The 21,128-nt window shown below is 58.0% G+C and carries 20 protein-coding genes; 11 read left to right on the plus strand and 9 right to left on the minus strand.

Features of this window, described 5'->3' with window-relative positions:
- The first annotated feature begins 78 nt into the window (after positions 1 to 78).
- The 6 genes from hemC (at position 79) to AAAC48_RS29275 (ending at position 6,159) form a co-directional block, all read left to right on the plus strand.
- Positions 79 to 1,008 (plus strand): hydroxymethylbilane synthase, encoded by a 930-nt coding sequence (hemC, locus tag AAAC48_RS29250; RefSeq protein ID WP_340657542.1) that lies wholly within the window; start codon positions 79 to 81, stop codon positions 1,006 to 1,008.
- Between the two features lie 2 nt (positions 1,009 to 1,010).
- Complete coding sequence (locus AAAC48_RS29255) at positions 1,011 to 1,721, plus strand: uroporphyrinogen-III synthase (protein ID WP_340657543.1); 711 nt, start codon at positions 1,011 to 1,013, stop codon at positions 1,719 to 1,721.
- A 101-nt stretch (positions 1,722 to 1,822) separates the two neighbouring features.
- Positions 1,823 to 3,130: a mitofilin family membrane protein gene (locus AAAC48_RS29260; protein ID WP_340657544.1), complete on the plus strand. Its 1,308-nt coding sequence runs from the start codon at positions 1,823 to 1,825 to the stop codon at positions 3,128 to 3,130.
- Between the two features lie 13 nt (positions 3,131 to 3,143).
- Positions 3,144 to 4,817, plus strand: coding sequence for a heme biosynthesis protein HemY (locus AAAC48_RS29265; protein WP_340657545.1), 1,674 nt, complete (start codon positions 3,144 to 3,146; stop codon positions 4,815 to 4,817).
- A 120-nt stretch (positions 4,818 to 4,937) separates the two neighbouring features.
- Positions 4,938 to 5,414, plus strand: a complete 477-nt coding sequence (locus AAAC48_RS29270; protein ID WP_340657546.1) for a TerB family tellurite resistance protein — start codon at positions 4,938 to 4,940, stop codon at positions 5,412 to 5,414.
- 28 nt (positions 5,415 to 5,442) lie between these two features.
- Entirely contained in the window at positions 5,443 to 6,159 is a 717-nt protein-coding gene (locus AAAC48_RS29275) for a glutamine amidotransferase (protein ID WP_340657561.1), read from the plus strand.
- An 8-nt stretch (positions 6,160 to 6,167) separates the two neighbouring features.
- Here AAAC48_RS29275 and AAAC48_RS29280 read toward each other — a convergent pair whose 3' ends face one another.
- Both AAAC48_RS29280 and aqpZ read right to left on the minus strand, forming a co-directional pair.
- Complete coding sequence (locus AAAC48_RS29280; RefSeq protein WP_340657562.1) at positions 6,168 to 7,403, minus strand: MFS transporter; 1,236 nt, start codon at positions 7,401 to 7,403, stop codon at positions 6,168 to 6,170.
- Between the two features lie 133 nt (positions 7,404 to 7,536).
- Positions 7,537 to 8,259, minus strand: a complete 723-nt coding sequence (gene aqpZ, locus AAAC48_RS29285; protein ID WP_340657547.1) for an aquaporin Z — start codon at positions 8,257 to 8,259, stop codon at positions 7,537 to 7,539.
- Between the two features lie 287 nt (positions 8,260 to 8,546).
- Between aqpZ and AAAC48_RS29290 the strand changes: the two genes are divergently transcribed.
- Together AAAC48_RS29290 and AAAC48_RS29295 are read left to right on the plus strand one after the other, a co-directional pair.
- Positions 8,547 to 8,837, plus strand: coding sequence for a YggT family protein (locus tag AAAC48_RS29290; RefSeq protein WP_340657548.1), 291 nt, complete (start codon positions 8,547 to 8,549; stop codon positions 8,835 to 8,837).
- A 12-nt stretch (positions 8,838 to 8,849) separates the two neighbouring features.
- Positions 8,850 to 9,161 carry a DUF167 family protein gene (locus tag AAAC48_RS29295; RefSeq protein ID WP_340657549.1) on the plus strand — a complete coding sequence of 104 codons (312 nt, stop codon included), beginning with the start codon at positions 8,850 to 8,852 and terminating at the stop codon, positions 9,159 to 9,161.
- A gap of 4 nt (positions 9,162 to 9,165) precedes the next feature.
- Here the strand turns inward: AAAC48_RS29295 and ppa are convergent, their stop codons facing one another.
- From ppa to AAAC48_RS29325, 6 genes are all read right to left on the minus strand, one after another.
- Positions 9,166 to 9,702, minus strand: coding sequence for an inorganic diphosphatase (gene ppa, locus AAAC48_RS29300; RefSeq protein WP_340657550.1), 537 nt, complete (start codon positions 9,700 to 9,702; stop codon positions 9,166 to 9,168).
- Positions 9,703 to 9,895: 193 nt separating this feature from the next.
- Positions 9,896 to 10,402, minus strand: coding sequence for an N-acetyltransferase (locus AAAC48_RS29305; RefSeq protein ID WP_340657551.1), 507 nt, complete (start codon positions 10,400 to 10,402; stop codon positions 9,896 to 9,898).
- A gap of 129 nt (positions 10,403 to 10,531) precedes the next feature.
- On the minus strand, positions 10,532 to 12,361 hold the full coding sequence (gene typA, locus AAAC48_RS29310) for a translational GTPase TypA (protein WP_340657552.1): 1,830 nt from the start codon (positions 12,359 to 12,361) through the stop codon (positions 10,532 to 10,534).
- A 135-nt stretch (positions 12,362 to 12,496) separates the two neighbouring features.
- Entirely contained in the window at positions 12,497 to 13,882 is a 1,386-nt protein-coding gene (mgtE, locus tag AAAC48_RS29315; protein ID WP_340657553.1) for a magnesium transporter, read from the minus strand.
- Between the two features lie 398 nt (positions 13,883 to 14,280).
- A complete protein-coding gene (locus AAAC48_RS29320; RefSeq protein WP_340657554.1) occupies positions 14,281 to 16,722 on the minus strand; it encodes an FAD-dependent oxidoreductase in 2,442 nt (813 codons plus the stop codon).
- Between the two features lie 209 nt (positions 16,723 to 16,931).
- On the minus strand, positions 16,932 to 17,822 hold the full coding sequence (locus AAAC48_RS29325; RefSeq protein ID WP_340657555.1) for a choline/ethanolamine kinase family protein: 891 nt from the start codon (positions 17,820 to 17,822) through the stop codon (positions 16,932 to 16,934).
- Between the two features lie 370 nt (positions 17,823 to 18,192).
- Between AAAC48_RS29325 and AAAC48_RS29330 the strand changes: the two genes are divergently transcribed.
- The 3 genes from AAAC48_RS29330 (at position 18,193) to AAAC48_RS29340 (ending at position 19,821) form a co-directional block, all read left to right on the plus strand.
- On the plus strand, positions 18,193 to 18,420 hold the full coding sequence (locus AAAC48_RS29330) for a hypothetical protein (protein ID WP_340657556.1): 228 nt from the start codon (positions 18,193 to 18,195) through the stop codon (positions 18,418 to 18,420).
- 1 nt (position 18,421) lies between these two features.
- Positions 18,422 to 19,189 (plus strand): DeoR/GlpR family DNA-binding transcription regulator, encoded by a 768-nt coding sequence (locus AAAC48_RS29335; protein WP_340657557.1) that lies wholly within the window; start codon positions 18,422 to 18,424, stop codon positions 19,187 to 19,189.
- A gap of 62 nt (positions 19,190 to 19,251) precedes the next feature.
- Complete coding sequence (locus tag AAAC48_RS29340) at positions 19,252 to 19,821, plus strand: methylated-DNA--[protein]-cysteine S-methyltransferase (protein ID WP_340657558.1); 570 nt, start codon at positions 19,252 to 19,254, stop codon at positions 19,819 to 19,821.
- A 15-nt stretch (positions 19,822 to 19,836) separates the two neighbouring features.
- On the opposite strand, the gene AAAC48_RS29345 is transcribed toward AAAC48_RS29340, so the two are convergent.
- The coding region (locus AAAC48_RS29345) for a PLP-dependent aminotransferase family protein (RefSeq protein WP_340657559.1) at positions 19,837 to 21,128 on the minus strand (1,292 nt) is incomplete at its 5' end.

The following is a 21,128-nucleotide window of genomic DNA, read 5'->3' on the forward strand; positions in this document are numbered from 1 at the left end:
CTTCGCCGCATTGCCCGTCGAATAAAAGCTCGTTAGGTAAGGCTCCAATTTGAACTCGCGTAACACGGACAGCAGCCAATGCAAACAAAAACGCTCAAGATCGGTACACGTGGGAGTGCCCTGGCGCTCGCACAAGCCCGTGAGACGCGTGACCGGCTGATAAAAGCCCACGGAATTCGCGAGGAGGACATCGAGATTGTCGTCATTTCGACCAGTGGTGACCGGATTCAGGACCGGCCGCTCGCAGAGGTGGGCGGCAAGGGGCTCTTCACGCTCGAGATAGAAGAACAACTTGCCGATGGGCGTATCGACCTTGCTGTACATTCGTCAAAAGATATGCCGACCTTCTTGCCTGAGGGACTGCACCTGTCGATCTTCCTTGAGCGTGAAGACCCGCGCGACGCCTTTATCGGGCGAGACGTCAAGAGGTTGCTGGACCTGCCGCATGGAGCTGTCGTCGGTTCCGCTTCCCTGCGGCGTCAGGCACTGATCCGGCGTGCCCGCCCCGACCTCAAGGTTGTCAATTTCCGTGGCAATGTAGAAACGCGACTGCGTAAGCTTGCTGATGGACAGGTGGACGCGACATTTCTGGCATATGCTGGTCTGAAGCGTCTCGGGCTTGGTGACGCAGTGACGGAACTGATGGATGTAAAAACCTTTCCGCCGGCGCCCGGGCAGGGAGCGATCACCGTTGAAAGCCGCATCGGCGATGATCGGATCGATGCGCTGCTCGCGCCTCTCAACCATCTCCCGACGTCAACGGCGCTCAGCTGCGAACGCGCCTTCCTCGGCGCTCTGGATGGTTCTTGCCGCACCCCGATTGCTGGCCTTGCAACGGTCTCGGGGGAAAAGGTTCAGTTCCACGGCATGATTCTCCTGCCGGATGGCAGTGAAGCGCACGAGGTGACTGGCGAGGGCGCACTGTCCAACGCCGTTGAGATCGGTCACGATGCGGCGCTGCGCGTGCGCAAACTAGCCGGGGCGCATTTTTTCACGGATTGGCTCTGACCATGAAAACGGTCCTGGTCACACGGCCTCAACCGGGAGCGACCAGAACGTCTGAGCGATTGCTTTGCAACGGCTTCCTGCCTCTGGTCTTGCCGCTGACGGAGATTGTCGCCCTGCCAGCAAAGAAACCTGCCATGAAATTCAGTGCAGTTGCGGTGACAAGTGCCAGTGCGTTGCGCCAAGCCTCAGATGAGGCGTTGCAGCCTCTTCAAAAGTTGCCTTGTTTCGTTGTGGGGGAGGCGACTGCCGCGATGGCCCGCGCCCGCGGATTTGAAACAGTCACGACAGGAGACGGTGACGGTGCGTCGCTTGCCCAAATAGTAATCGAGGAATCATGCGCTGGCGCCCGTATTCTTTATTTGACGGGACGCGTCCGTGCGCCCGATTTTGAAGATTTATTGCGGAAAGCGCGGGTTCATTTTCGTACTCTGATGTCCTACGATACGGTTTCAGTCAGTTACACAACTGATTTTTTGCTGAATTTTTTCAGCAGGGGAAGGATTGATTACTGCCTGTTGTACTCGCGCTGGAGTGCGGAGGAATTCATGCGTTTGGCCAGTCAAGCCGAGATTGCTCATCATCTTGATAACACATCGATTTTGTGTCTTTCCGGCAGGATCGCCGAAGTATTGAATGGAATAGGCAACGCTTCGGTTCATGTCGCGAACAAGCCCAATGAAGACGCTCTCTTTGAACTTATGCAAAGGGCATAGATCTTTGTGTGCCACCTCTAATACCATTTGTGCCGTTTCGCAGTTGGAGCTTCCTTGCTAGCCTCGCACTGACCAGTTTTCATGATCGAGAGAATCTATCCATGGCCAAATCTTCCGTTCCGCGTCATTCGAAATCTGCCCGCAAACCTGTGACGATAGAACTGGAGCCATCGGCTATCAACAAAACGGCCACAACGGCGGAAACCCCCTCGGCGGAGCCTGTGGGCTTCGATCCAGTTGATCAGAGCGCACCAAATATTGTTGAACCAACTGCTAAGGCGCCGCCTTCGTTGCCGCCCGAGGAGCGGCTCCAGCGGGACAGTTCACCGGAAAGCCAACAATCATTCGAGCGCGCGCAATCCACCGGCCAAGAGCATGCTAAAACTGCACCTACGGCACCTGTACAGAAATCCGGCGACGGACTTGGCCGGCTGGCGGCAGGCTTTGCTGGCGGTATCGTTGCGCTGGTTGGCGCTGCTACCTTGCAGTGGGCAGGTGTTTTGCCATCGCCAAGTACAGATATCTCGGCACTTGAACAGCAGATTGCCCAATTGCGCAGCACGCCCGCCCAGGGCCAGACACTCGACGAAGGCGCACAGGTGGCGCTAAACGGTGCCGTTGAGAATGCCAAGCAGGCGCTAGGGCAAACGAGTGGACTTTCCGGCGAAATCAGCTCAATCAAGCAAAGCATTGCCGAAATTCAAAAGAATGCGGCTGCTGGGACCGGCTCTGTGGATACAAGCGCCATCGATGCCCGTATTGCAGCGCTTGAGACACAGCTGAGCGCCAGCGCGCAGAAGGCCGAACACGCCGAAGGAGCCGCTGCCGGAGCAGCGGAAAGACTCAATGCGCTGGAAGCAAAGGTCAATGACACATCCGGCCAGACCAATATGGCGCTTGCCATGGCTGCCACGAGTCTCAAGGCGGCTATTGATCGCGGTGGACCTTTTGCAGCGGAACTCGACACTTATCTCGCGGTTGCACCAACACCGGGAGACGCTGATAGCCTTCGTGCGGTCGCTGCCAAGGGAGTGCCGACGATCGGCATGCTGGCGAGCCAGTTTGGTGATATAGCGCCCAAAATTATTGCAGCCGCGCGTGCTGTCGATCCCAATGCCGGAGTGCTCGACCGGTTATGGGCGAGTGCGGAAGGCTTGGTCGAAGCCCGTCCTGTTGGGATGGTCGAAGGTGAGAGCGTCGACGCTATAACAGCTCGTATCGAAGCCCATTTGCATGCAGGTGACATAAAAGCTGCGATCGCCGAGGGGGAAAAGCTGCCAGAGAACGCCAAAACCGTCTCGATGGATTTCACCAACGCCATGAAGGCGCGGCAAAAAGCTGACGAGGTTGTATCAAAAGCCTTGGCCGATGCGCTGACCGGCGTCAAATCGCCAGCGGCAGCCAATTAGGAGCAAGAAGAACATGATCCGTATTCTCGTCTTCTTCCTTGTAGTTCTCTTGCTTGGCATCGGGTTTGCATGGCTGGCCGATCGCCCTGGTGATCTGGTCGTTACCTTTGCCGGCATGCAGTACAAAGTCACGCTTATGGTCGCCGCGTCTGCCATCGTGGCAATTGTTGCTGCTGTGATGCTCGCATGGTGGGTTATCAAAAGCGTCATTGCGTCGCCCTATGCACTGCGCCGCCACTTCCGTGCGCGTAAGCGTGACCGTGGCTATCAATCACTTTCTACCGGCTTGATTGCTGCCGGTGCCGGTGACGGTCAGACGGCGCGACGGATGATCGGTCAGGCGCAAAAACTGCTCAATGTCGACCAGGAGCCTTTGATCAAGCTCCTGGATGCGCAAGCGGCAATGTTGGAAGGGCGGGCTGACGATGCGCGGGCAAAGTTCGAGGCGATGCTTGACGATCCGGAGACAAAGCTGCTTGGTCTGCGAGGGCTTTACCTCGAGGCGCAACGGCTTGGCGCGCGTGATGCGTCCCGCCACTATGCCGAGGAAGCTGCCTTGCTTGCTCCTACCGTCGAATGGGCTGCATCGGCTGCTCTTGGTCAAAAAACCACCCATGGCGACTGGGATGGTGCTTTGACACTGCTTGAAAAGCAGAAGGCGACAAAACAGATCGACAAGGAGAAGGCCAAGCGGGAGCGCGCTGTGCTCCTGACCGCCAAGGCGATCGCAACGTTTGACAGCGATCCGCTGAGTGCAAAGCCGATTGCCATTGAGGCGAACAAGCTAGCGCCGGATCTTGTGCCGGCAGCAATTGTTGCAGCAAGGGCGCTGTTCCAGCAGGGTGATCTACGCAAGGGATCGAAAATTCTCGAGCATGTCTGGAAGAAGGAACCGCATCCGGAAGTGGCAGAGACCTATATTCATGCGCGGCTCGGCGATTCGGTTTTTGACAGGCTAAAGCGCGCCCGCCATTTGGCGGGACTTTATCCGCACCACCCCGAATCCAGCCTTGCGATCGCCCATGCTGCACTTGCGGCGGGCGAGCTGAAGGAAGCGCGGGAGGCGGCAGAAGCGGTGCTTCGAAGCGCCCCGCGCGAGAGTGCCTATCTCTTGCTCGCCGATATCGAGGAAGCCCAGACGGGCGATCAGGGTCGCGTGCGCCAGTGGCTGTCAAGGGCAGTCAAGGCGCCGCGCGATCCGGCGTGGACAGCAGACGGCTATGTGTCGGAACGTTGGGCGCCGGCCTCGCCGGTAACGGGTAAACTCGATGCGTTCGAATGGAAGGTCCCGGTCGAGCAACTTGGCCAGGTGATCGATTCCGGCGATGATTTTGACAGCGCTCTGGCGGCCGAACCGGTGCGACCGGCGCCACCTCGCGAAGATTTGAAGCCTCTGATACCGGCGAAGTCGGTTGTGGTCGATGCGGCAAAGCCCGCTTCGAAGGCGTCGCGCGACGATAAAGACATTGTTGATGCCGAAGTTGTGTATCTCGAGCCTGCCTCAAAACAGCCGGAGCGTCCGGCTGCCAGCAACGAACGAATTGCTTCCGTTTTACCTGATCTTCCCGAAAAGCCCGCCGAATCTGCGAAGAAAGACGAAGAGCTCGTTATTCCTGTGCCCGATGATCCGGGTGTGCGGCCCGAATACGAAGCGGAACGGCCAAGCAAGAAGTTCCGGCTTTTCTAATTTAGCGGTGAGATTTTGCGGATGGGCTCTTTGCGGCAAGATGCACAGTGGCGGGAACAGATGCGCCGCGTTATCAGTTGAACTCGTATTGCCCGTAGTGAACCCGAAAGACTTCTTTATATGCTCGACCGTCTTGTGACGTTTTTCAAATCCCTCCCGTCTGGCGAAAGCGGCAAGGGGCACTTTTCCAGGAATGATCCACGTCTTGCTGCAGCTGCCTTGCTGTTCCATGTCATGGACGCGGATGGCGAGCGCCGTAACGTCGAACGGAAACGTGTTTCGCAGCTCATCTCCGAGGCCTATGGCCTGAAAGGTGAAGCGCTGAAGCGGCTGCTGAATGACGGGGAACAGGCTGATCAGGAGGCGGTCGACCTTTATAGTTTCACCAGCATCATCAAACGCAATCTTGACGAAGAGGCCCGTATCCGATTCATTGAGCTGATGTGGGACGTCGTATTTGCCGATGGAAGTGCGCATGAACTGGAAGACAACGTCGTCTGGCGCGTAGCAGAGTTGATTGGTGTCTCAACGCGCGATCGGGTGACGATGAAGCAAAAAGCCGCCCTTCGCGCTAAGCAAACGGTGCAAGAGGAATAGGACCGACCGGATGTTCCAAACCGACTGGATGGAAAGCAGGCAGCCACGGCGCCCTAAAATCCTGACGGTGCTGCACCAGGAACATTCAAGCCCCGGCCGGGTGGGCCATCTGCTCGTCGAAGCCGGTTTCGCCCTCGACATTCGCCGCCCTCCGCTCGGCGACCCACTACCGCAAACGCTTGAGGACCATGCGGGTGCCGTCATCTTTGGCGGGCCCATGAGTGCCAACGACCCGGAAGATTTCGTGCGAAAGGAAACGGATTGGCTTGCGGTGCCACTTGCCGAAGAAAAACCCTTTCTCGGCATTTGCCTTGGTGCGCAAATGCTCGCCAATCATCTCGGTGGCAAGGTTGCTCCGCATCCGGACGGACTTGTCGAAATCGGCTGGTACCCTTTGGAGCCGACGGACGCTGGAAAAGCCCTGATGGACTGGCCAGCAATGGTCTATCACTTCCATCGTGAGGGTTTTGAGCTGCCGGAAACCGCGACACTGCTCGCCACCGGCGAGAACTACCCCAATCAGGCTTTTCGATATGGCAAAAACGCCTTCGGCGTGCAGTTTCACGCGGAACTGACCCGTGCCATGATGCAGCGCTGGGTTGTACGCGGCTCGGAGCGCTTTGCGCTGTGCGGCGCACAGCATGGCAGGGATCATCTGGAGGGCCGCATGATCCACGATGCAGTCCTCAAGGCTTGGCTGCATCGCTTTCTTGGCGCGATTTTTGGTGCACCTGTTGAGGCCTGAACCGCCGCTCAGGTTCGACCCTGCAGGTTACGGGCCTTGCGCAATTGAGGGAACCACCAGGCCCATAGACCAGCAACAGCCATAGTTCCGAGACCGCCAAATACCACCGCCGGTATGGTTCCAATCAACGAGGCCATAATACCGGCCCGGAATTCGCCGAGTTCATTGGACGCCCCGACGAAGACCATATTCACAGCGTTGACCCGGCCGCGAACGTGGTCGGGCGTCCACAATTGGAGCAGTGTTTCACGGATATAAACACTCACCATATCCGCAGCACCCATCAGCGCGAGCAGCACGATCGATAGCCAGGCTATGTTCGACACACCGAACATGATGGTAAGCAGCCCGAATAGCGCAACGAACGCGAACATGATCAGGCCCGCGTGATCGCGAATGGGATGACCGGTCAACCAGACGGCTGTCAGTATGGCGCCGATCCCTGGCGCTGCGCGGAGCATGCCGAGGCCCCACGGCCCTAATTGCAGAATATCGCGCGCATAAACGGGAAGCAGGGCGACCGCGCCACCCAGCAGCACGGCGAAGAGATCGAGTGAGATCGCCCCGAGCACCACCTTCTCTTTCCAGATGTAGCGGAAACCAGCCGTCAGTGTCTGCAGAGACCTCTTCTCGGACAATGTGTGTTGAGCAGGCTTCGGGATCGAAAACGTGCAGATTGTCGCAATCGCCAGCATGATGCTGGCAATCCCATATGCGGCAATCGGTGACAGGCCATAGAGCAATCCGCCGGCAACGGGTCCAACGATCGTGGCGATCTGCCAGGCGGAGGAATTCCACGATACCGCGTTCGAAAAGGTCTCGGTCGGAACGAGATTGACGACAAGTGATGCGGATGCGGGGCCAAGGAAAGCTCGCCCAACACCAAAGCCGGCGAGAATGATGAAGACCACTCCCGGCGTGAATGTATGGGTGATCGTCAGCAGCAACAGCAGTAAAGCGCAGATAACCTCGACGCACAGGGAAAGTCCCATGATCAGGCGACGCCCGAACCGGTCTGACGCCGCGCCGGTGACGAGTACCAGCAAGAGGGATGGTGCGAATTGAACAAGTCCGACGATGCCGAGATAAAAGGGATCGCGCGTCAAGTCATAGATTTGCCAGCCAACAGATACACTGATGATCTGAATGGCAAAAGAACCGAAGAAGCGCGCGAGCCAATAGAGAGTGAAGGACGAGTGGCGAAAAGCGGCGTATCGATCATGGGCCGCAGTCATTTTTGGCAGGGACATTTCATTGAAAGGCTCCGGAATCTGGAGACTTCTTCTAGACCGGTTTGCCGGGAAAGGGGATAAGCAAGCTTGAAATATTATCCTGCCGGCGAGTGAAGTGGGCCGGTCTGGACCGGCCCGCTTCCTATCAGGCAGCGCTTACGGCTTTCGTAACAGAAACTTCCGAATCCTTGGCGAGCAGGGATTTCCAGATGATTGCTCCGAGTGCCGCGCCGATCAGCGGGGCAACCCAGAAGAGCCAAAGCTGGCTGAGTGCGGCCGTTTCAGCAAAAAAGGCGACGCCGGTGGAACGAGCCGGATTGACGGACGTATTCGTCACCGGGATCGAAACCAGATGGATCAGCGTCAGACCGAGGCCAATGGCAATCGGTGCGAAACCGGCTGGGACAGACGGCGACGTCGCGCCAAGAATGATAATAAGGAAGAATGCAGTGAAGACGACTTCTGCGACAAGCGCTGCGGTCAGGCCATACTTGCCGGGCGAGAGGTCGCCATAGCCATTTGACGCGAAGCCACCGGCGGCAAAATCTGCTTTGCCGGAGGCAATCAGATAGAGCACGCTAGCAGCGGCAATAGCGCCGATAATCTGTGCAATCCAGTATGGGATAAGATCTTTGAAGTCGAACCGCCCCGCTATGGCAAGACCAAGCGAAACAGCAGGATTGAAGTGGCCGCCGGATATACTGCCGACTGCGTAGGCCATGGTTAGAACCGTAAGACCAAATGCAAAGGAAACACCAAGCAAACCAATACCGACACTTGGAAATGCCGCGGCAATAACTGCACTGCCGCAACCGCCCAAGACGAGCCAGAATGTGCCAAAGAATTCGGCTGACAGTTTATTAAGCATGGAAACCCCTAGGATGGAGAGCAGGCTGGTATAGCCCGAATCACAAGCACAAAGTTATTCCTGTTTTTGGAATTCAACAATATCGTTCAATATCAATGATCAATAATACCCTAGTCAAATACATTTAAGGCCGATCAACTGACAATGAATACTGTATGAGCGATGCTAGGGTCAGGACCTATTAATCTGGTCGAACCTAGTATATGCGAAGCCTCCGGCTTTCGTGACAGCCTCTTGCCCGTGAGGCGGCCAATCGCTACATGTCGCGTGAGTATTAGGAGAAACATATGCTTGCCCTTATCCGCACTATCGATCTGGCTCTCGATATTTACACCTGGATTATTATAGCCAGCGCGATCTTCTCGTGGCTCTTTGCCTTCAACGTGATCAATTCGAGCAACCGGTTTGTCGCTTCGGTAGGGGATTTCCTTTATCGCGTTACGGAACCGGCCTTGCGCCCGATCCGCCGCTTTCTTCCTGATCTCGGCGGGATCGACATTTCACCGATCGTGCTTTTGCTGATTATTTTCTTTATCCGTCAGCTCCTCTGGACCACGATCGCACCGATCCTGGTTTGATAGGAAAGCGCTTTGTATTTTCGCAAGGAGTGTGACGGCATCACGCTCTTTGTGCGTCTGACGCCGAAATCTGCAAGAGATGCAATCGAGGGGGTAGAAGCGGCGGATGACGGGCGTGCCTATCTGAAGGCGCGCGTGCGGGCGGTTCCGGAAGATGGGAAGGCCAATGCTGCGCTGGAGAAATTGCTGGCGAAGTGGCTGGGTGTTGCGCCGCGGGACGTGACTATTGCCTCGGGGGCGACGTCGCGGCTGAAGCAGGTAAGAATATCGGGCGACCCGGAAGCTTTGGCTCTTCAGCTTATCGCAGCAGGATCGCCCGAATAGTCAATCAGGCCTTCTTGGCCTTGTGGCGCTCGATAGCTTCGGTGATGAGCTGACGGGCAGCGTCTTCATCACCCCAGTCGCCAATTTTCACCCATTTTCCCGGTTCCAGATCCTTGTAGTGCTCAAAGAAGTGCTGGATCTGCTTGAGCGTAATGTCGGGAAGGTCAGTGTAGTTGTGCACCTTCTCATAACGAAGAGTGAGGTGTGGTGACGGCACTGCGATGATCTTCTCGTCCTGTCCCTTGTTGTCTTCCATGACGAGCACGCCGATCGGGCGCACATTGATCACGCTGGTAGGCATGAGTGCGCGGGTGTTACAGATCAAAACGTCGATCGGATCGCCATCATCCGAGAGAGTGTGCGGCACAAAGCCGTAATTGCCCGGATAGGTCATAGGGGTGTGGAGGAAGCGGTCGACGAACAAAGCGCCGGAGTCCTTGTCGAGCTCATACTTGATCGGCTGACCGCCGACCGGAACTTCGATGATTACGTTGACATCTTCTGGGGGATTGTTGCCGACAGGAATGGCATCGATGCGCATATTTTCAGAGTCCTTGTTGGTTTGGGAGTGCTGTAATGATTTTTGCGGCGCGGCGCAACAATTGCGGCCGTTATTAAGGTCCCGGAATGTCATTGATAGGCCCATTGAGCTGAAATGGCAAAACGAGAAGTCGGCAAGCCGACGCCGATGCAGGTGTTTTTCAAGTCGAATGAATGTCATTGAAGGCAGGGCGTCAGTTCCAGACGAAGGCTATCTTCTTGAGTGTCTTACCTTCGAAGCACTCGATGCCTTCAGCGACATCCCGGCCACCGGCACCCTGATAGAACGAGACCGCAAGGTCATTGTCTTCGAGTGCCCACACCACCAATCCCTTCAGCCCCTGATCAATCAGGCTGCGGCGAGCGGCACCCAAAAGCCGCGAGCCCAGACCAATGCCTTGATATTCGGGTCGGATGTAGAGCTCGTAGACTTCGCCCTTTTGTGGCAGCTGACGGGCACGATTGGGACCGAGAGTTGCATAACCGGCGACAACACCCGCCACATCGGCAACAAGCACCTGTGTCGAGCGTTGAATGGCGCGCGTCCACCAAGCGGCTCCGCGACGTTCCAACATGGTATTGAGTGCTCGATGGGGAATAATTCCCGTATAGGCGCCCTTCCATGCAGCAAAATGTATCGCCGAAATCGCCTCAGCGTCCGCCAGTTCTGCCCGTCTTATCTCGATCACATGGGTGTTCATGGTTTCTTAACCATAGACCCGCAAGCCGAGGTTTCGCAACTATCCTCGAAAACGATTCTTCGTATCGTGCACGAAAAAAGAAAAGCGGCGAAAATCGCCGCTTCTCTATTCGTGACCTGGCGGGTTGCCTTATGCAGCGCCTGCGGTCTTGCTGCTCTTTTCGAAGCGCTTGCGCTCATTGGGATCGAGATAGAGCTTGCGCAGGCGGATGGATTTCGGCGTGACTTCGACCAGCTCGTCATCCTGGATCCACGAGAGTGCGCGTTCCAGCGTCATGCGGATCGGCGGGGTCAGCTTCACGGCCTCGTCCTTGCCTGCGGCGCGGATGTTCGTCAGCTTCTTGCCCTTGAGCACGTTCACTTCGAGATCATTATCGCGTGAGTGGATGCCGATGATCATGCCGGCATAAACCTTGACACCTGCATCAATAACCATCGGGCCGCGATCTTCGAGGTTCCACATGGCGAAGGCAACCGACTCGCCCTGATCGTTGGAAATCAGAACGCCATTGTTGCGGCCGGCGATTTCGCCCTTGTATGGCTCATAGGCACGGAACAAACGGTTCATGATCGCGGTGCCGCGTGTATCGGTCAGCAGTTCCGACTGATAACCGATGAGGCCGCGGGTCGGGGCGTAGAACACCATGCGGACGCGGTTGCCGCCGGATGGGCGCAGTTCAACCATTTCGGCCTTGCGCTCGGACATCTTCTGCACGACCGTGCCGGAATATTCCTCGTCGACGTCGATCAACACTTCCTCGATCGGCTCGAGCATGTTGCCGTCTTCGTCCTTTTTCATGACGACGCGCGGACGCGATACGCCAAGCTCAAAGCCTTCGCGGCGCATGTTTTCGATCAGAACGGCGAGCTGCAATTCGCCGCGACCAGAGACGAAGAACGAATCCTTGTCACTGGATTCCTCGATCTTCAGCGCGACATTGCCTTCCGCTTCCTTAAGCAGTCTATCGCGAATGACGCGGCTCGTGACCTTGTCGCCTTCAGTACCCGCTAGTGGGGAATCGTTGACGATGAAGGACATCGTAACAGTCGGTGGATCGATCGGCTGGGCCTGTAGCGGCTCGGTGACGTCTGACGCGCAGAATGTGTCGGCAACCGTGCCTTTCTGCAAGCCGGCAATGGCAACGATGTCACCGGCCTGAGCTTCCTCGATGGGCTGGCGCTCAAGGCCGCGGAAAGCCAGGATCTTGGAGATACGGCCGGTTTCGAGCTGTGTGCCGTCGCCGTGCAGGACTTTGACCTGCTGGTTCGACTTGACCGTGCCGGAGTGAATGCGGCCGGTGATGATGCGGCCAAGGAAAGGATCGGCTTCCAGAATCGTGCCGATCATGCGGAACGGGCCTTCGCCGACGGTTGGTTCCGGCACGTGATCAAGAACCAGATCAAAAAGCGGTCCGAGGCCCTGGTCCTGCGGACCCTCCGGGTTCTTCGCCATCCAACCGCTACGGCCGGAACCGTAGAGGATCGGGAAATCAAGCTGTTCGTCGGTGGCATCGAGCGCTGCGAAAAGGTCGAAGACCTCGTTTACGACTTCCTCGTGGCGCGCATCGGGACGATCGATCTTGTTGATCGCAACGATCGGACGCAGTCCAACCTTCAACGCCTTGCCGACGACGAACTTCGTCTGCGGCATCGGGCCTTCGGCGGCATCGACCAGAACGATCGCACCGTCCACCATGCTCAGGATACGCTCGACTTCACCGCCGAAATCGGCGTGACCGGGTGTGTCGACGATGTTGATGCGTGTATCCTTCCAGACGACCGATGTGGCTTTCGCGAGAATGGTGATCCCGCGTTCCTTTTCGATGTCGTTGGAATCCATCATGCGTTCGGCAACGCGCTGATTGTCGCGGAAGTTGCCGGACTGCTTCAATAGTTCGTCAACAAGGGTCGTCTTGCCATGGTCAACGTGTGCGATGATCGCGATGTTGCGCAGTTTCATAAGGTTCTCTTTGGAGGATTGTGGACGCCACGTATGATGCGCCGCTTTACATTTGCGCGCTCCATACATGTTTTTTCGCAAATGCGAAAGGGGGCAAAGCGTTTTGGCCTGCATCGCAGCCATGCAGGCCAATGGCTAGAGCAAGGTTCCCGACAGGATCACCAGCGCAATGCTGAAGTAAATCACCAGCCCGGTCACATCGACCAGCGTCGCAACAAACGGCGCCGAGGCGCTGGCGGGGTCAAAGCCAGTCTTCTGCAGGATGAAAGGCAGCATCGAGCCCACCAGTGATCCGAAGGTGACGATGCCGACAAGGGCCGCCCCGACGGTTGTGGCGATCAGCGGCCAATGTTCGCCGTAATTATAAAGGCCAAGCATCTGCCAGGTCGTGATGCGGACAACGCCGATCAGGCCAAGGAACGAGCCGAGCACAAGGCCGGTCGGTATCTCGCGCAAGGCAACCCGCCACCAGTCCTTCAGCCGCAGTTCCTGCAGTGCCAGGGCGCGGATCAGCAGGGAAGTGGCCTGTGACCCAGAATTGCCGCCGGAACTCATGATCAGCGGGATAAACAGGGTCAAAACAACAGCTCTTTCCAGTTCGCCCTCGAAATGCTGCATGGCGCTTGCAGTCAGCATCTCGCTGAGGAATAGCACGCCGAGCCAGCCGGCGCGCTTGCGGATCATGTGCAGGAAGCCGATCTGCATGTACGGCTTGTTCAAGGCCTCCATGCCGCCGAACTTCAGCGTGTCCTCGGTCATTTCCTGGGTCATGGCGTCGATCACATCATCGACCGTGACGATGCCGATGATCTGGTTGCCGTCATTGACCACGGGAACTGCCAAGAGATCGTGCTTGCGGAAGAGCCGTGCCACATCTTCCTGGTCGGTAAGCGGCGCAACGGTGACGGGGGCCACGTCGCGGCCGACATTGATGATAGCAACGTCCGGTTCGCTGGTGATCAGTCGGCGCAAAGCGACCGCCCGCAACAGGCTTTTTGTTGCAGGATCAATGACATAGATCGCATAAATCGTCTCGCGGGAACGCTCGACTTCACGAATATGCTGCAGCGTCCGGGCGACGTTCCAATCTGCTGGAACACTGACGAACTCCGTGGTCATCAGGCTGCCGGCCGTATGGGGCGGATAGCGCAGCAGCTTGCGCAGGGCCAGTTTCGTCTCGTGGCCAAGGCCGGGAACGAGCCGGGCGCGGACCTCGGTATCGAACTCGTGGAAGATGTCGGTGACGCGATCCGCCGACATGGCGTCGAGCAGTTCCTGCGCGGCCTGGACAGGCAGAGCCTCGATGATGGCAGCAGCCTGGTGCAACTCCGGCTGATCGAGAATCAGCACGGCGTGATCGCGCGGCATTTCGGCAATTATGCCAATAGAATCATCAAGATCGAGCTCGTTGAGAAGCTCGACAGCATCGGCAGCCTGCATGGTTGCAAGCTGTTCTGCAAGGGTCAAAGCGGGTGCGTGTCCTGCCTGGACCACATCCTTGGTAAAGCGAAGGTCGTTCATTTTAGCTCGCCTTTCTGTCGATCCGCCGTCGCAGGGGATCGAGGCGAGCTGATCTCTAAATCAGGCCACGATCGCCGAGGGACGGCGCAAACAATCGACTATGACTGTCGTCGTTGGGCATAAGAGATAAACTCCGGTTGAAGATACGCAGATCCGCAAAAATACAGCACTGCGCGATGTCATTTGGTCTTGTCCGGGGACAAAGTCAACCCCTTTGATTTGCTGCCGAAAACACAACTTCGTGCGCCTGAAATTCGCACTGTGATTGATAAAACTGTGCAAGAATCGGCGCTTCGTGCGCGAGATTTGGCAGTTCTTGTGCAAGATTCGTTTGGTTCTGCGCAAAAGCTGTTTCGGATCTCGGCATTCGCGTTTGAAAATTTCGTATGACGCTCAGATCAAGCCTTTACCCTCTCGTTAGTCGGGTCGTAGAGCGGCTCCAGATGGATCTCGGCGGGAAAACGCTCATTGGCGACGACAAGCTCGTATTTGCCATTCGCCAGGAATTCGTCACTGACGCCGCCGGCGTTGCGCACGTAGCCAAACCCGATCGGGCTATCGATCGTATAGCCATAGCCGCCGCTGGTGAGATAGCCGACCGCTTCGCCGTTGCGCAGAATGGTCTCGCGGCCGAGCAGGACGACATCCTTATCCGTTACCGTGAAGCCAGCGAGGCGCTTTTTCAACGGGGCAGTGTGAATGGCCTCGCTCGCCTTGCGTCCGAGAAAATCGGTGTTCTTGCGCAGCTTAACCGCCCAGCCAAGTCCGGCGTCGAAGGGCGAGTCGTTCGGCGTGATATCGGAGCCCCAGGCGCGGTAACCCTTCTCCAGCCGCAGGGACTCGATGGCACGGTAGCCGACCGGCCTGATGCCAAATTCTTCGCCGGCTTGCATCAGCGCATCAAAGACAGCGCCGGTTGCAGCAATTGGCACATGCAACTCCCAGCCGAGCTCGCCGACATAGGTGATGCGCAGGGCGCGAACGGTTGTTCCCGCGATCTCGATCTCGCGAACATGGCCAAAAGGAAAGGCGGCGTTGCTGACGTCGGCACTGGTGACCCGCGCCAATACGGCGCGCGCCTTGGGTCCCATCAGCGAAAGGGTACCGAAGGCCTCGGTGATATCGGTCAAGGTTGCGTCGAGCCCCTTGCCGATATGCTCGCTGATCCAGCAGAAGTCGTGGGTACGGAAGCCGGTGCCGGTGACGATGTAGAACTTGTCGTCAGAAAGCCGGGCAACGGTCAGATCGCATTCGATGCCGCCTCTCGTATTGAGCAGCTGCGTATAGGTCAGGCGGCCTGCTGGTTTCGCGACGTTGTTGGCGCAGATATAGTCGAGCGCTCCTGCCGCATCCTTGCCGTTCAAATCGAACTTGGCGAAAGATGATTGGTCGAAGATGCCGACCTTGTCGCGCACCTGCACGTGTTCACTACCGACAGCATCGAACCAGTTCTGGCGGCCCATGGAATAGATGTCCTCCGCCGTCATTCCTTCCGGTGCGAACCAGTTGGGCCGTTCCCAGCCGAGCTTCGAGCCGAAGACGGCACGGTGTTTTTTCAGCCGTTCATAGAGTGGGGAGACAATGGCGGGACGACCGGACGCATATTCCTCGTGCGGAAAGCCGATCGTGTAGTGTTTGCCATAGGCTTCCAGCGTGCGGTCCCGCACCCAGTCGCGATCGCGATGCAGGTTGGAGAAGCGCCTGATATCGACGGTCCACAGGTCGAGCGGTGCTTCGCCATCGACGACCCATTGCGCCAGCACCCATCCGGCACCGCCGCCAGAAGCAATGCCAAAGGCGTTGAAGCCCGCACCGACGAACATGTTGGAACATTCCGGCGCAACGCCGAGGATAAAGTTGCCGTCGGGCGTGAAGCTTTCCGAGCCGTTGATCATCTGCTTGACGCCGACAGTCTCAAGCGCGGGGATACGCTCGATGGCCTGCAGCATATGCTGTTCGAAATGGTCGAAATCATCATCGAACAGGCGGAATTGCCAGTCGTTCGGTACGTCGCCGGTCATCCAGCTTTGCGGATTGGGTTCGTAGCCGCCCATGACCAGGCCGCCGACCTCTTCCTTGAAATAGGTACGCCGGTCCGGGTCACGGATCGTCGGGGCATTGGAAGAAAGGCCATCGATTTTTTCGGTGATGATGTATTGATGCTTGACCGGCTGCAGCGGCACATTGATACCCGCCATCTCGCCGATCTGGCGGGCCCATTGGCCAGCACAGTTTACGACTTTCTCGCAGGCTATGTCGCCCTGGTCGGTCTTGACCTTGACGATGCGATCGCCGTCCAGCTCGAACCCGGTGACGCGGATGTTCTCGATCAACTTGGCGCCATTCATGCGGGCGCCTCTGGCAAGCGACTGGGTGATATCGGAAGGACTGGCTTGCCCATCCGTCGGCAGCCAGCTCGCGCCGACGAGGTCGTCAACGCGCATCAGCGGGAACATGGCCTTCACCTCCTGCGGCGACAGGAGGTGCATGTCCATGCCGAAGCTTCCCGCGGTGGTTGCAAGGCGGCGGAATTCGGTCCAGCGGTCCTCATTGGTGGCAAGGCGCAGGCAGCCGGTCATCTTCCAGCCTGTGGCAAGGCCGGTTTCCGCATCAAGGCGCTTATAGAGGTCGACGGAATATTTGAGGACGCGGGTGATCGATGCGGAAGAACGCAGCTGGCCAACGAGACCGGCCGCATGCCATGTCGAGCCCGAGGTCAACTGGCCCATCTCCAGCAGCACCACATCCGCCTTGTGGTCCCTGGCGAGGTGATAGGCCGTCGAACAGCCAATAATGCCACCGCCGATGACAACAATCTGGGTGTGGGTGGGGAGGGTCATGGAATGGGCTTTCTATGAAGATTATTTGCACTAATTTTTGAAGAAATGGGGCCGTCGCCTACCCTCCCCCTTGCGGGGAGGGGCGGAGCGAAGCGACGGCGAGGGGTCTTTCTTGCTTCAGTCAAACTACCCCTCCCTGCTGCTGCGCAGCCTTCCTGCCCACAAGGGCGAGGGTAAGTGTGGTGCCTTCTGCGCCGGCAAGAATGCCGCTATTTTCCATACTCAGTTCTATAATGATCGAGTGCGTTTTCCAGCCGCTGCAGATTCTCGGTTGTATACGCGACGTAGTCGACGCCGGGCGCGCTGAGGTAGAGTTCGGAAACCATGCTCCACATGGCTTCGCGCAAAAGCGAGGCGCATTGCATGGCGGCGTGGGCGCGCTTCAATGCGCGGTCGGGCGAGCTTTTGAAATAGGCGGCAAGCAGTGCTTCGGATTCGTCATCATCGAGACGGGCGTTGGAGGCGAGGCCGGCAAGGTCGAACATGGCGGTCGAGAAACCGGCATATTCGAAATCGATCAGCCAGAGGCGGTTGCCGTCATCGAGTATATTGGCGGGAAGCAGGTCGTTGTGGCTGAAGATGATCGGCAGTGGCCTCTGCGCCGCCTCCATTTCCGCGGCAATGGCGAGGTAGGTGCCGAGATGCGGCGCCATGCGGCTAGCGCCTTTTTGCAGCGTACGGGCATAGTCGCGGATGACGTGGAAGACCCAGAACATGAAGCCCGGTCCCAGAATATGCTCGGGCATCGTTGTGTGGAACTGCCGGATCATCTCTGCCACGCGGGGGATATTGGCGCGAACATCACTGGCGCCATAGGTATGGGCACCCAGAAAGGCTGTCACCATGACGCCGTCGCCGGCATGGAACAGTTCGGGTGCGAAGCCTGCGCGATACGCGGCGTCGGCCGTCATCGCTTCGCGATCACGGAACACATGATGAAACGGATAGTCGTGGCCGAAACGCACGACATATCTGCGCTTTGCGTCCTCGACGACATAACTTTCGTTGCTGATACCACCTTTGAGCAGCGCGATCGTCACATCACCTTGCCAAAGAGGCAGAGCGGCAATGCGGTTTTTGACGGACTCGGGAAGTGTCATGGGCGGGCCGCTGCGTGGTTCGACAGACTCACCATGAGGAAGGCGACCTGTTCGATGGGGGTTGTGGACTCTCCATGAACAGGAAATTCATCTATGGCAAAGACTTTCATTCCATATCCTTGCGCCGGTATCTTGGGTACCTGCAAGGATACGCCCCCTCACGGTGAGCCTGTCGAACCACGCATTACCTTTGTTCCCATGCAGGGAGGTTCTCTCATTGTGTCGCATCTGTCAACAGTTTTTTGTGGCAATTTGTGGTTTTATTGCCTGAATCAGACAAAAAGTGTGGTATCAATGTTAGAATTACACTTTTATCTGAGGTTTTAGCGCCCTTTCCGGCCATATTGACCTATTCTGACGGAGGCATGTTGTGACAAGAACAAGCAAAGACACGAAGGCCCGCACTCTTCGTGCGGGCAAGTGGCATTACGCCGGGATTGGCGCAACAGGCGCCGTTCCTTCGGGTTTCCGGCTTGCGGTCACCCACTTTGTCAGATCGCTTCGAGCGATGAACCACATCGACCTCGCCATCTTCCGCGTGGATTGTCTCGCCAGCCGAGAAACAGAATACGGCCAATATGGCCGGAAAGGGCTCTAACATGAGTTCCAAGCGCCGTGGTGAGATCAGGCGGTTGTTGCAGGATGAGGGCACGATCTCGATTGCGGATCTGGCGCAAAAGCTCGGCGTTTCGCTCGAGACGATCCGGCGCGATGTCAAGCCAATGACCGACGCGGGTGCAGTTACGCGCGTCCACGGTGCCATTGGACTACCGCAGCATCTGGGTGAGGCACCGTTCGAACTGCGCATGCGGGAGAATGCGGGCGCCAAGCGATTGATCGCACAATGGGTCGCACGCACGATCCAGAATGGCGAATCCATCATGCTGGATACGGGCACGACGACGAGCTTTCTTGCGCGCGAACTCCTGCAGCACCGCAATCTGACCGTGGTGACCAATTCCTCCGATATTGCCCGCACGCTGGCCACCGTGAACGGCAACAAGGTGTTCATGGCTGGCGGAGAGCTACGCAGTGACAGCGGTGCGGCGTTTGGAGGTTCGGCAATCGAGTTTGTCAACCGCTTCAGCGTCGCCCATGCAGTCATTTCCGTGGGAGCACTCGACGCATCTGAGGGGATAACCGATTACGATCTGGCCGAGGCGGAATTCGCCCGTACCGTGCTATCGCGCGGCGCGCGTAAAACCGCGATTACGGACGCAACGAAGTTCGGCCGGCGCGGGCTGGTGCAGGTGTGCGATCTCGGCGGATTCGATGAGCTCGTCACAGACCAGCAGCCGCCGGATGATATAATTCAGGCACTTCATGCTGCGGGTACGAAGGTGACTGTTGCTTCCAGACACTCCTGACAGAATCGGGTGGGCGTCATCGCTCAAGATGATAAAATCATAAGCGAATCGGGAGATGGATCGTGACGAGGCTTTTGCTACAGAAGAAAATTCAAACGCCCATTGGTCCCATGGTTGCCATGGCCAGCGACGACGCCTTGTCATTGCTCGAATTTGATGACCGGCCCGCGCTGCCCCCGGAAATCGAAGAATTGGAACAGCGCTACGGCTATACGATCGAGCCGGGCCGCAACGCCATCCTCGATCAGATCGAGGTTGAGCTGAAGGCCTATTTCGCTGGCAAGCTGACACAGTTCGAAACACCGCTTGCCTTGCCGGGTATGCCGTTTCAGCGGGTAATCTGGTCAAAGCTGCAGGAAATCCCCTACGGCCGGACCTGTACCTATGGAAACATGGCGCGGGCCATCGGCAAGCCAGGTTCAAGCCGCGCGGTCGGTGCTGCCAACGGGCAGAATCGCGTCGCCATTGTCGTTCCATGCCACCGCGTGATTGGCGCGGATGGCTCGCTCACGGGCTATGGCGGCGGCCAGCGGCGCAAGCGCTTCCTGCTGGACCTGGAACATCGGGTGTATGCCGGCATGGCGAACAGGCCGGTCTTCCACCCGATCACCGCGCAGGCAAGCTTTTTCTAGCTATAGCTAGAGGCCCTAGACAATCAGGCCGGTCGTGAACTGCGGTTCGTGCAGGAGCCGGTCCAGCAAGATCAGCCCCTGCTCGAGTCGCGCCCTGTCCGGTGCGGCGCCAAGCGACACACGCACGGCTTCGCGCGGCGATGATCCGATGCTGAAAGCTGGTGCCGGCACAATGCCCAGACCCGAGCGGCGGGCAAGGGCGGCGAACTCGCTGGCATTCCACTGTGCTGGAAGCGGGAGCCAGAGATGATGGCCGGTGGTTTCGGCTGCATAGGTCCAATCTTTCAGGATGACAGAGGCGATGGTCTGGCGTGCTCGGCTTTCTGCCCTGATCGCAGCGGCGATCTGTTGCAATGTGCCGGCTTCAATCCAGGTCGTGGCAAGTGCCGCCAGCAGCGGCGAGGCGCCCGGATTGCTGGCGCGCAGGCTCGCGGCAAGTTTCAAAACGTCCAGGGCCGACGGGCAGACGACATAGGCGACCCGTAGCGCCGGGGTGGCACATTTGGACAGGGTGGCGATGTGCCAGGTGATACCGGGAGCGAGCGTTGCGATGGCGGGCAATGGCCCATCAAGCAATTCCGCATAGGGATCATCCTCGATGATCGCCACTTTATGGCGCGCCGCTATTTCGGCGATCGCCTGCCGCCGCTCCAGCGGCATGGTCGCCGTCGTCGGATTGTCGATGGACGGAATGACGTAGAGCGCCTTCGGTGCGTGATACTGGCAGCAGTTCGCGAACGAATCCGGCACGATGCCATGCTCGTCCATGGCCAGCGGATGAATGGCCAGACCGAGGGCGGCCGCCACTGATTTCAGTCCGGGATAGGTCGTCGCTCCGGCACATATGCTGCCTTTGGCGGCAACGAGGCTGCAAACGGCGAATAGTGCACTCTGCGCCCCTCCCGCGACAAGAAGCCGGTCCGGTGCTGGCGTAGTGCCAAAGCGCGGGGCCAGCCATTGTGCCGCCGCGCGATGGGCGGCTTCGGTGCCTGTGCTTTCCTGGTAGGAGAGAAATTGGCTCGTTGCATCGGCAAGAAGGGCGCTGATGCCGCCGGTGATGCGGTTGTGCAGGTCGGCTTCGCCCGGCTGCGGCGGGATATTCATGCTCAGGTCCAGTTCTGCCGCGACGGGCGATGCGATCGATCTGGCCTGCGGCCGGCCCGATTTGACGAAGGTGCCGGAGCCGGTTCTTGCCTCGATCAGGTCAAGGCGGCGCGCTTCGTTCAGCGCACGTGTCACGGTGGTGAGGTCCACCCCAAGTTGCCGCGCGATGTCGCGCTGGGGCGGCAGGGCGTCGCCGGACTTGA

It is taken from the genome of Phyllobacterium sp. (assembly GCF_037994405.1).
Taxonomy (GTDB): Bacteria; Pseudomonadota; Alphaproteobacteria; order Rhizobiales; family Rhizobiaceae; genus Phyllobacterium.

Excerpts from the sequence above, each read along its gene's own strand:
- mgtE (WP_340657553.1), bottom strand. The coding sequence starts at position 13,882 with ATGAACGACCTTCGCTTTACCAAGGATGTGGTCCAGGCAGGACACGCA.
- AAAC48_RS29260 (WP_340657544.1), top strand. The coding sequence starts at position 1,823 with ATGGCCAAATCTTCCGTTCCGCGTCATTCGAAATCTGCCCGCAAACCT.
- AAAC48_RS29270 (WP_340657546.1), top strand. The coding sequence starts at position 4,938 with ATGCTCGACCGTCTTGTGACGTTTTTCAAATCCCTCCCGTCTGGCGAA.
- AAAC48_RS29275 (WP_340657561.1), top strand. The coding sequence starts at position 5,443 with ATGGAAAGCAGGCAGCCACGGCGCCCTAAAATCCTGACGGTGCTGCAC.
- AAAC48_RS29265 (WP_340657545.1), top strand. The coding sequence starts at position 3,144 with ATGATCCGTATTCTCGTCTTCTTCCTTGTAGTTCTCTTGCTTGGCATC.
- AAAC48_RS29290 (WP_340657548.1), top strand. The coding sequence starts at position 8,547 with ATGCTTGCCCTTATCCGCACTATCGATCTGGCTCTCGATATTTACACC.
- AAAC48_RS29305 (WP_340657551.1), bottom strand. The coding sequence starts at position 10,402 with ATGAACACCCATGTGATCGAGATAAGACGGGCAGAACTGGCGGACGCT.
- hemC (WP_340657542.1), top strand. The coding sequence starts at position 79 with ATGCAAACAAAAACGCTCAAGATCGGTACACGTGGGAGTGCCCTGGCG.
- ppa (WP_340657550.1), bottom strand. The coding sequence starts at position 9,702 with ATGCGCATCGATGCCATTCCTGTCGGCAACAATCCCCCAGAAGATGTC.
- AAAC48_RS29325 (WP_340657555.1), bottom strand. The coding sequence starts at position 17,822 with ATGACACTTCCCGAGTCCGTCAAAAACCGCATTGCCGCTCTGCCTCTT.
- aqpZ (WP_340657547.1), bottom strand. The coding sequence starts at position 8,259 with ATGCTTAATAAACTGTCAGCCGAATTCTTTGGCACATTCTGGCTCGTC.
- AAAC48_RS29320 (WP_340657554.1), bottom strand. The coding sequence starts at position 16,722 with ATGACCCTCCCCACCCACACCCAGATTGTTGTCATCGGCGGTGGCATT.
- typA (WP_340657552.1), bottom strand. The coding sequence starts at position 12,361 with ATGAAACTGCGCAACATCGCGATCATCGCACACGTTGACCATGGCAAG.
- AAAC48_RS29335 (WP_340657557.1), top strand. The coding sequence starts at position 18,422 with ATGAGTTCCAAGCGCCGTGGTGAGATCAGGCGGTTGTTGCAGGATGAG.
- AAAC48_RS29255 (WP_340657543.1), top strand. The coding sequence starts at position 1,011 with ATGAAAACGGTCCTGGTCACACGGCCTCAACCGGGAGCGACCAGAACG.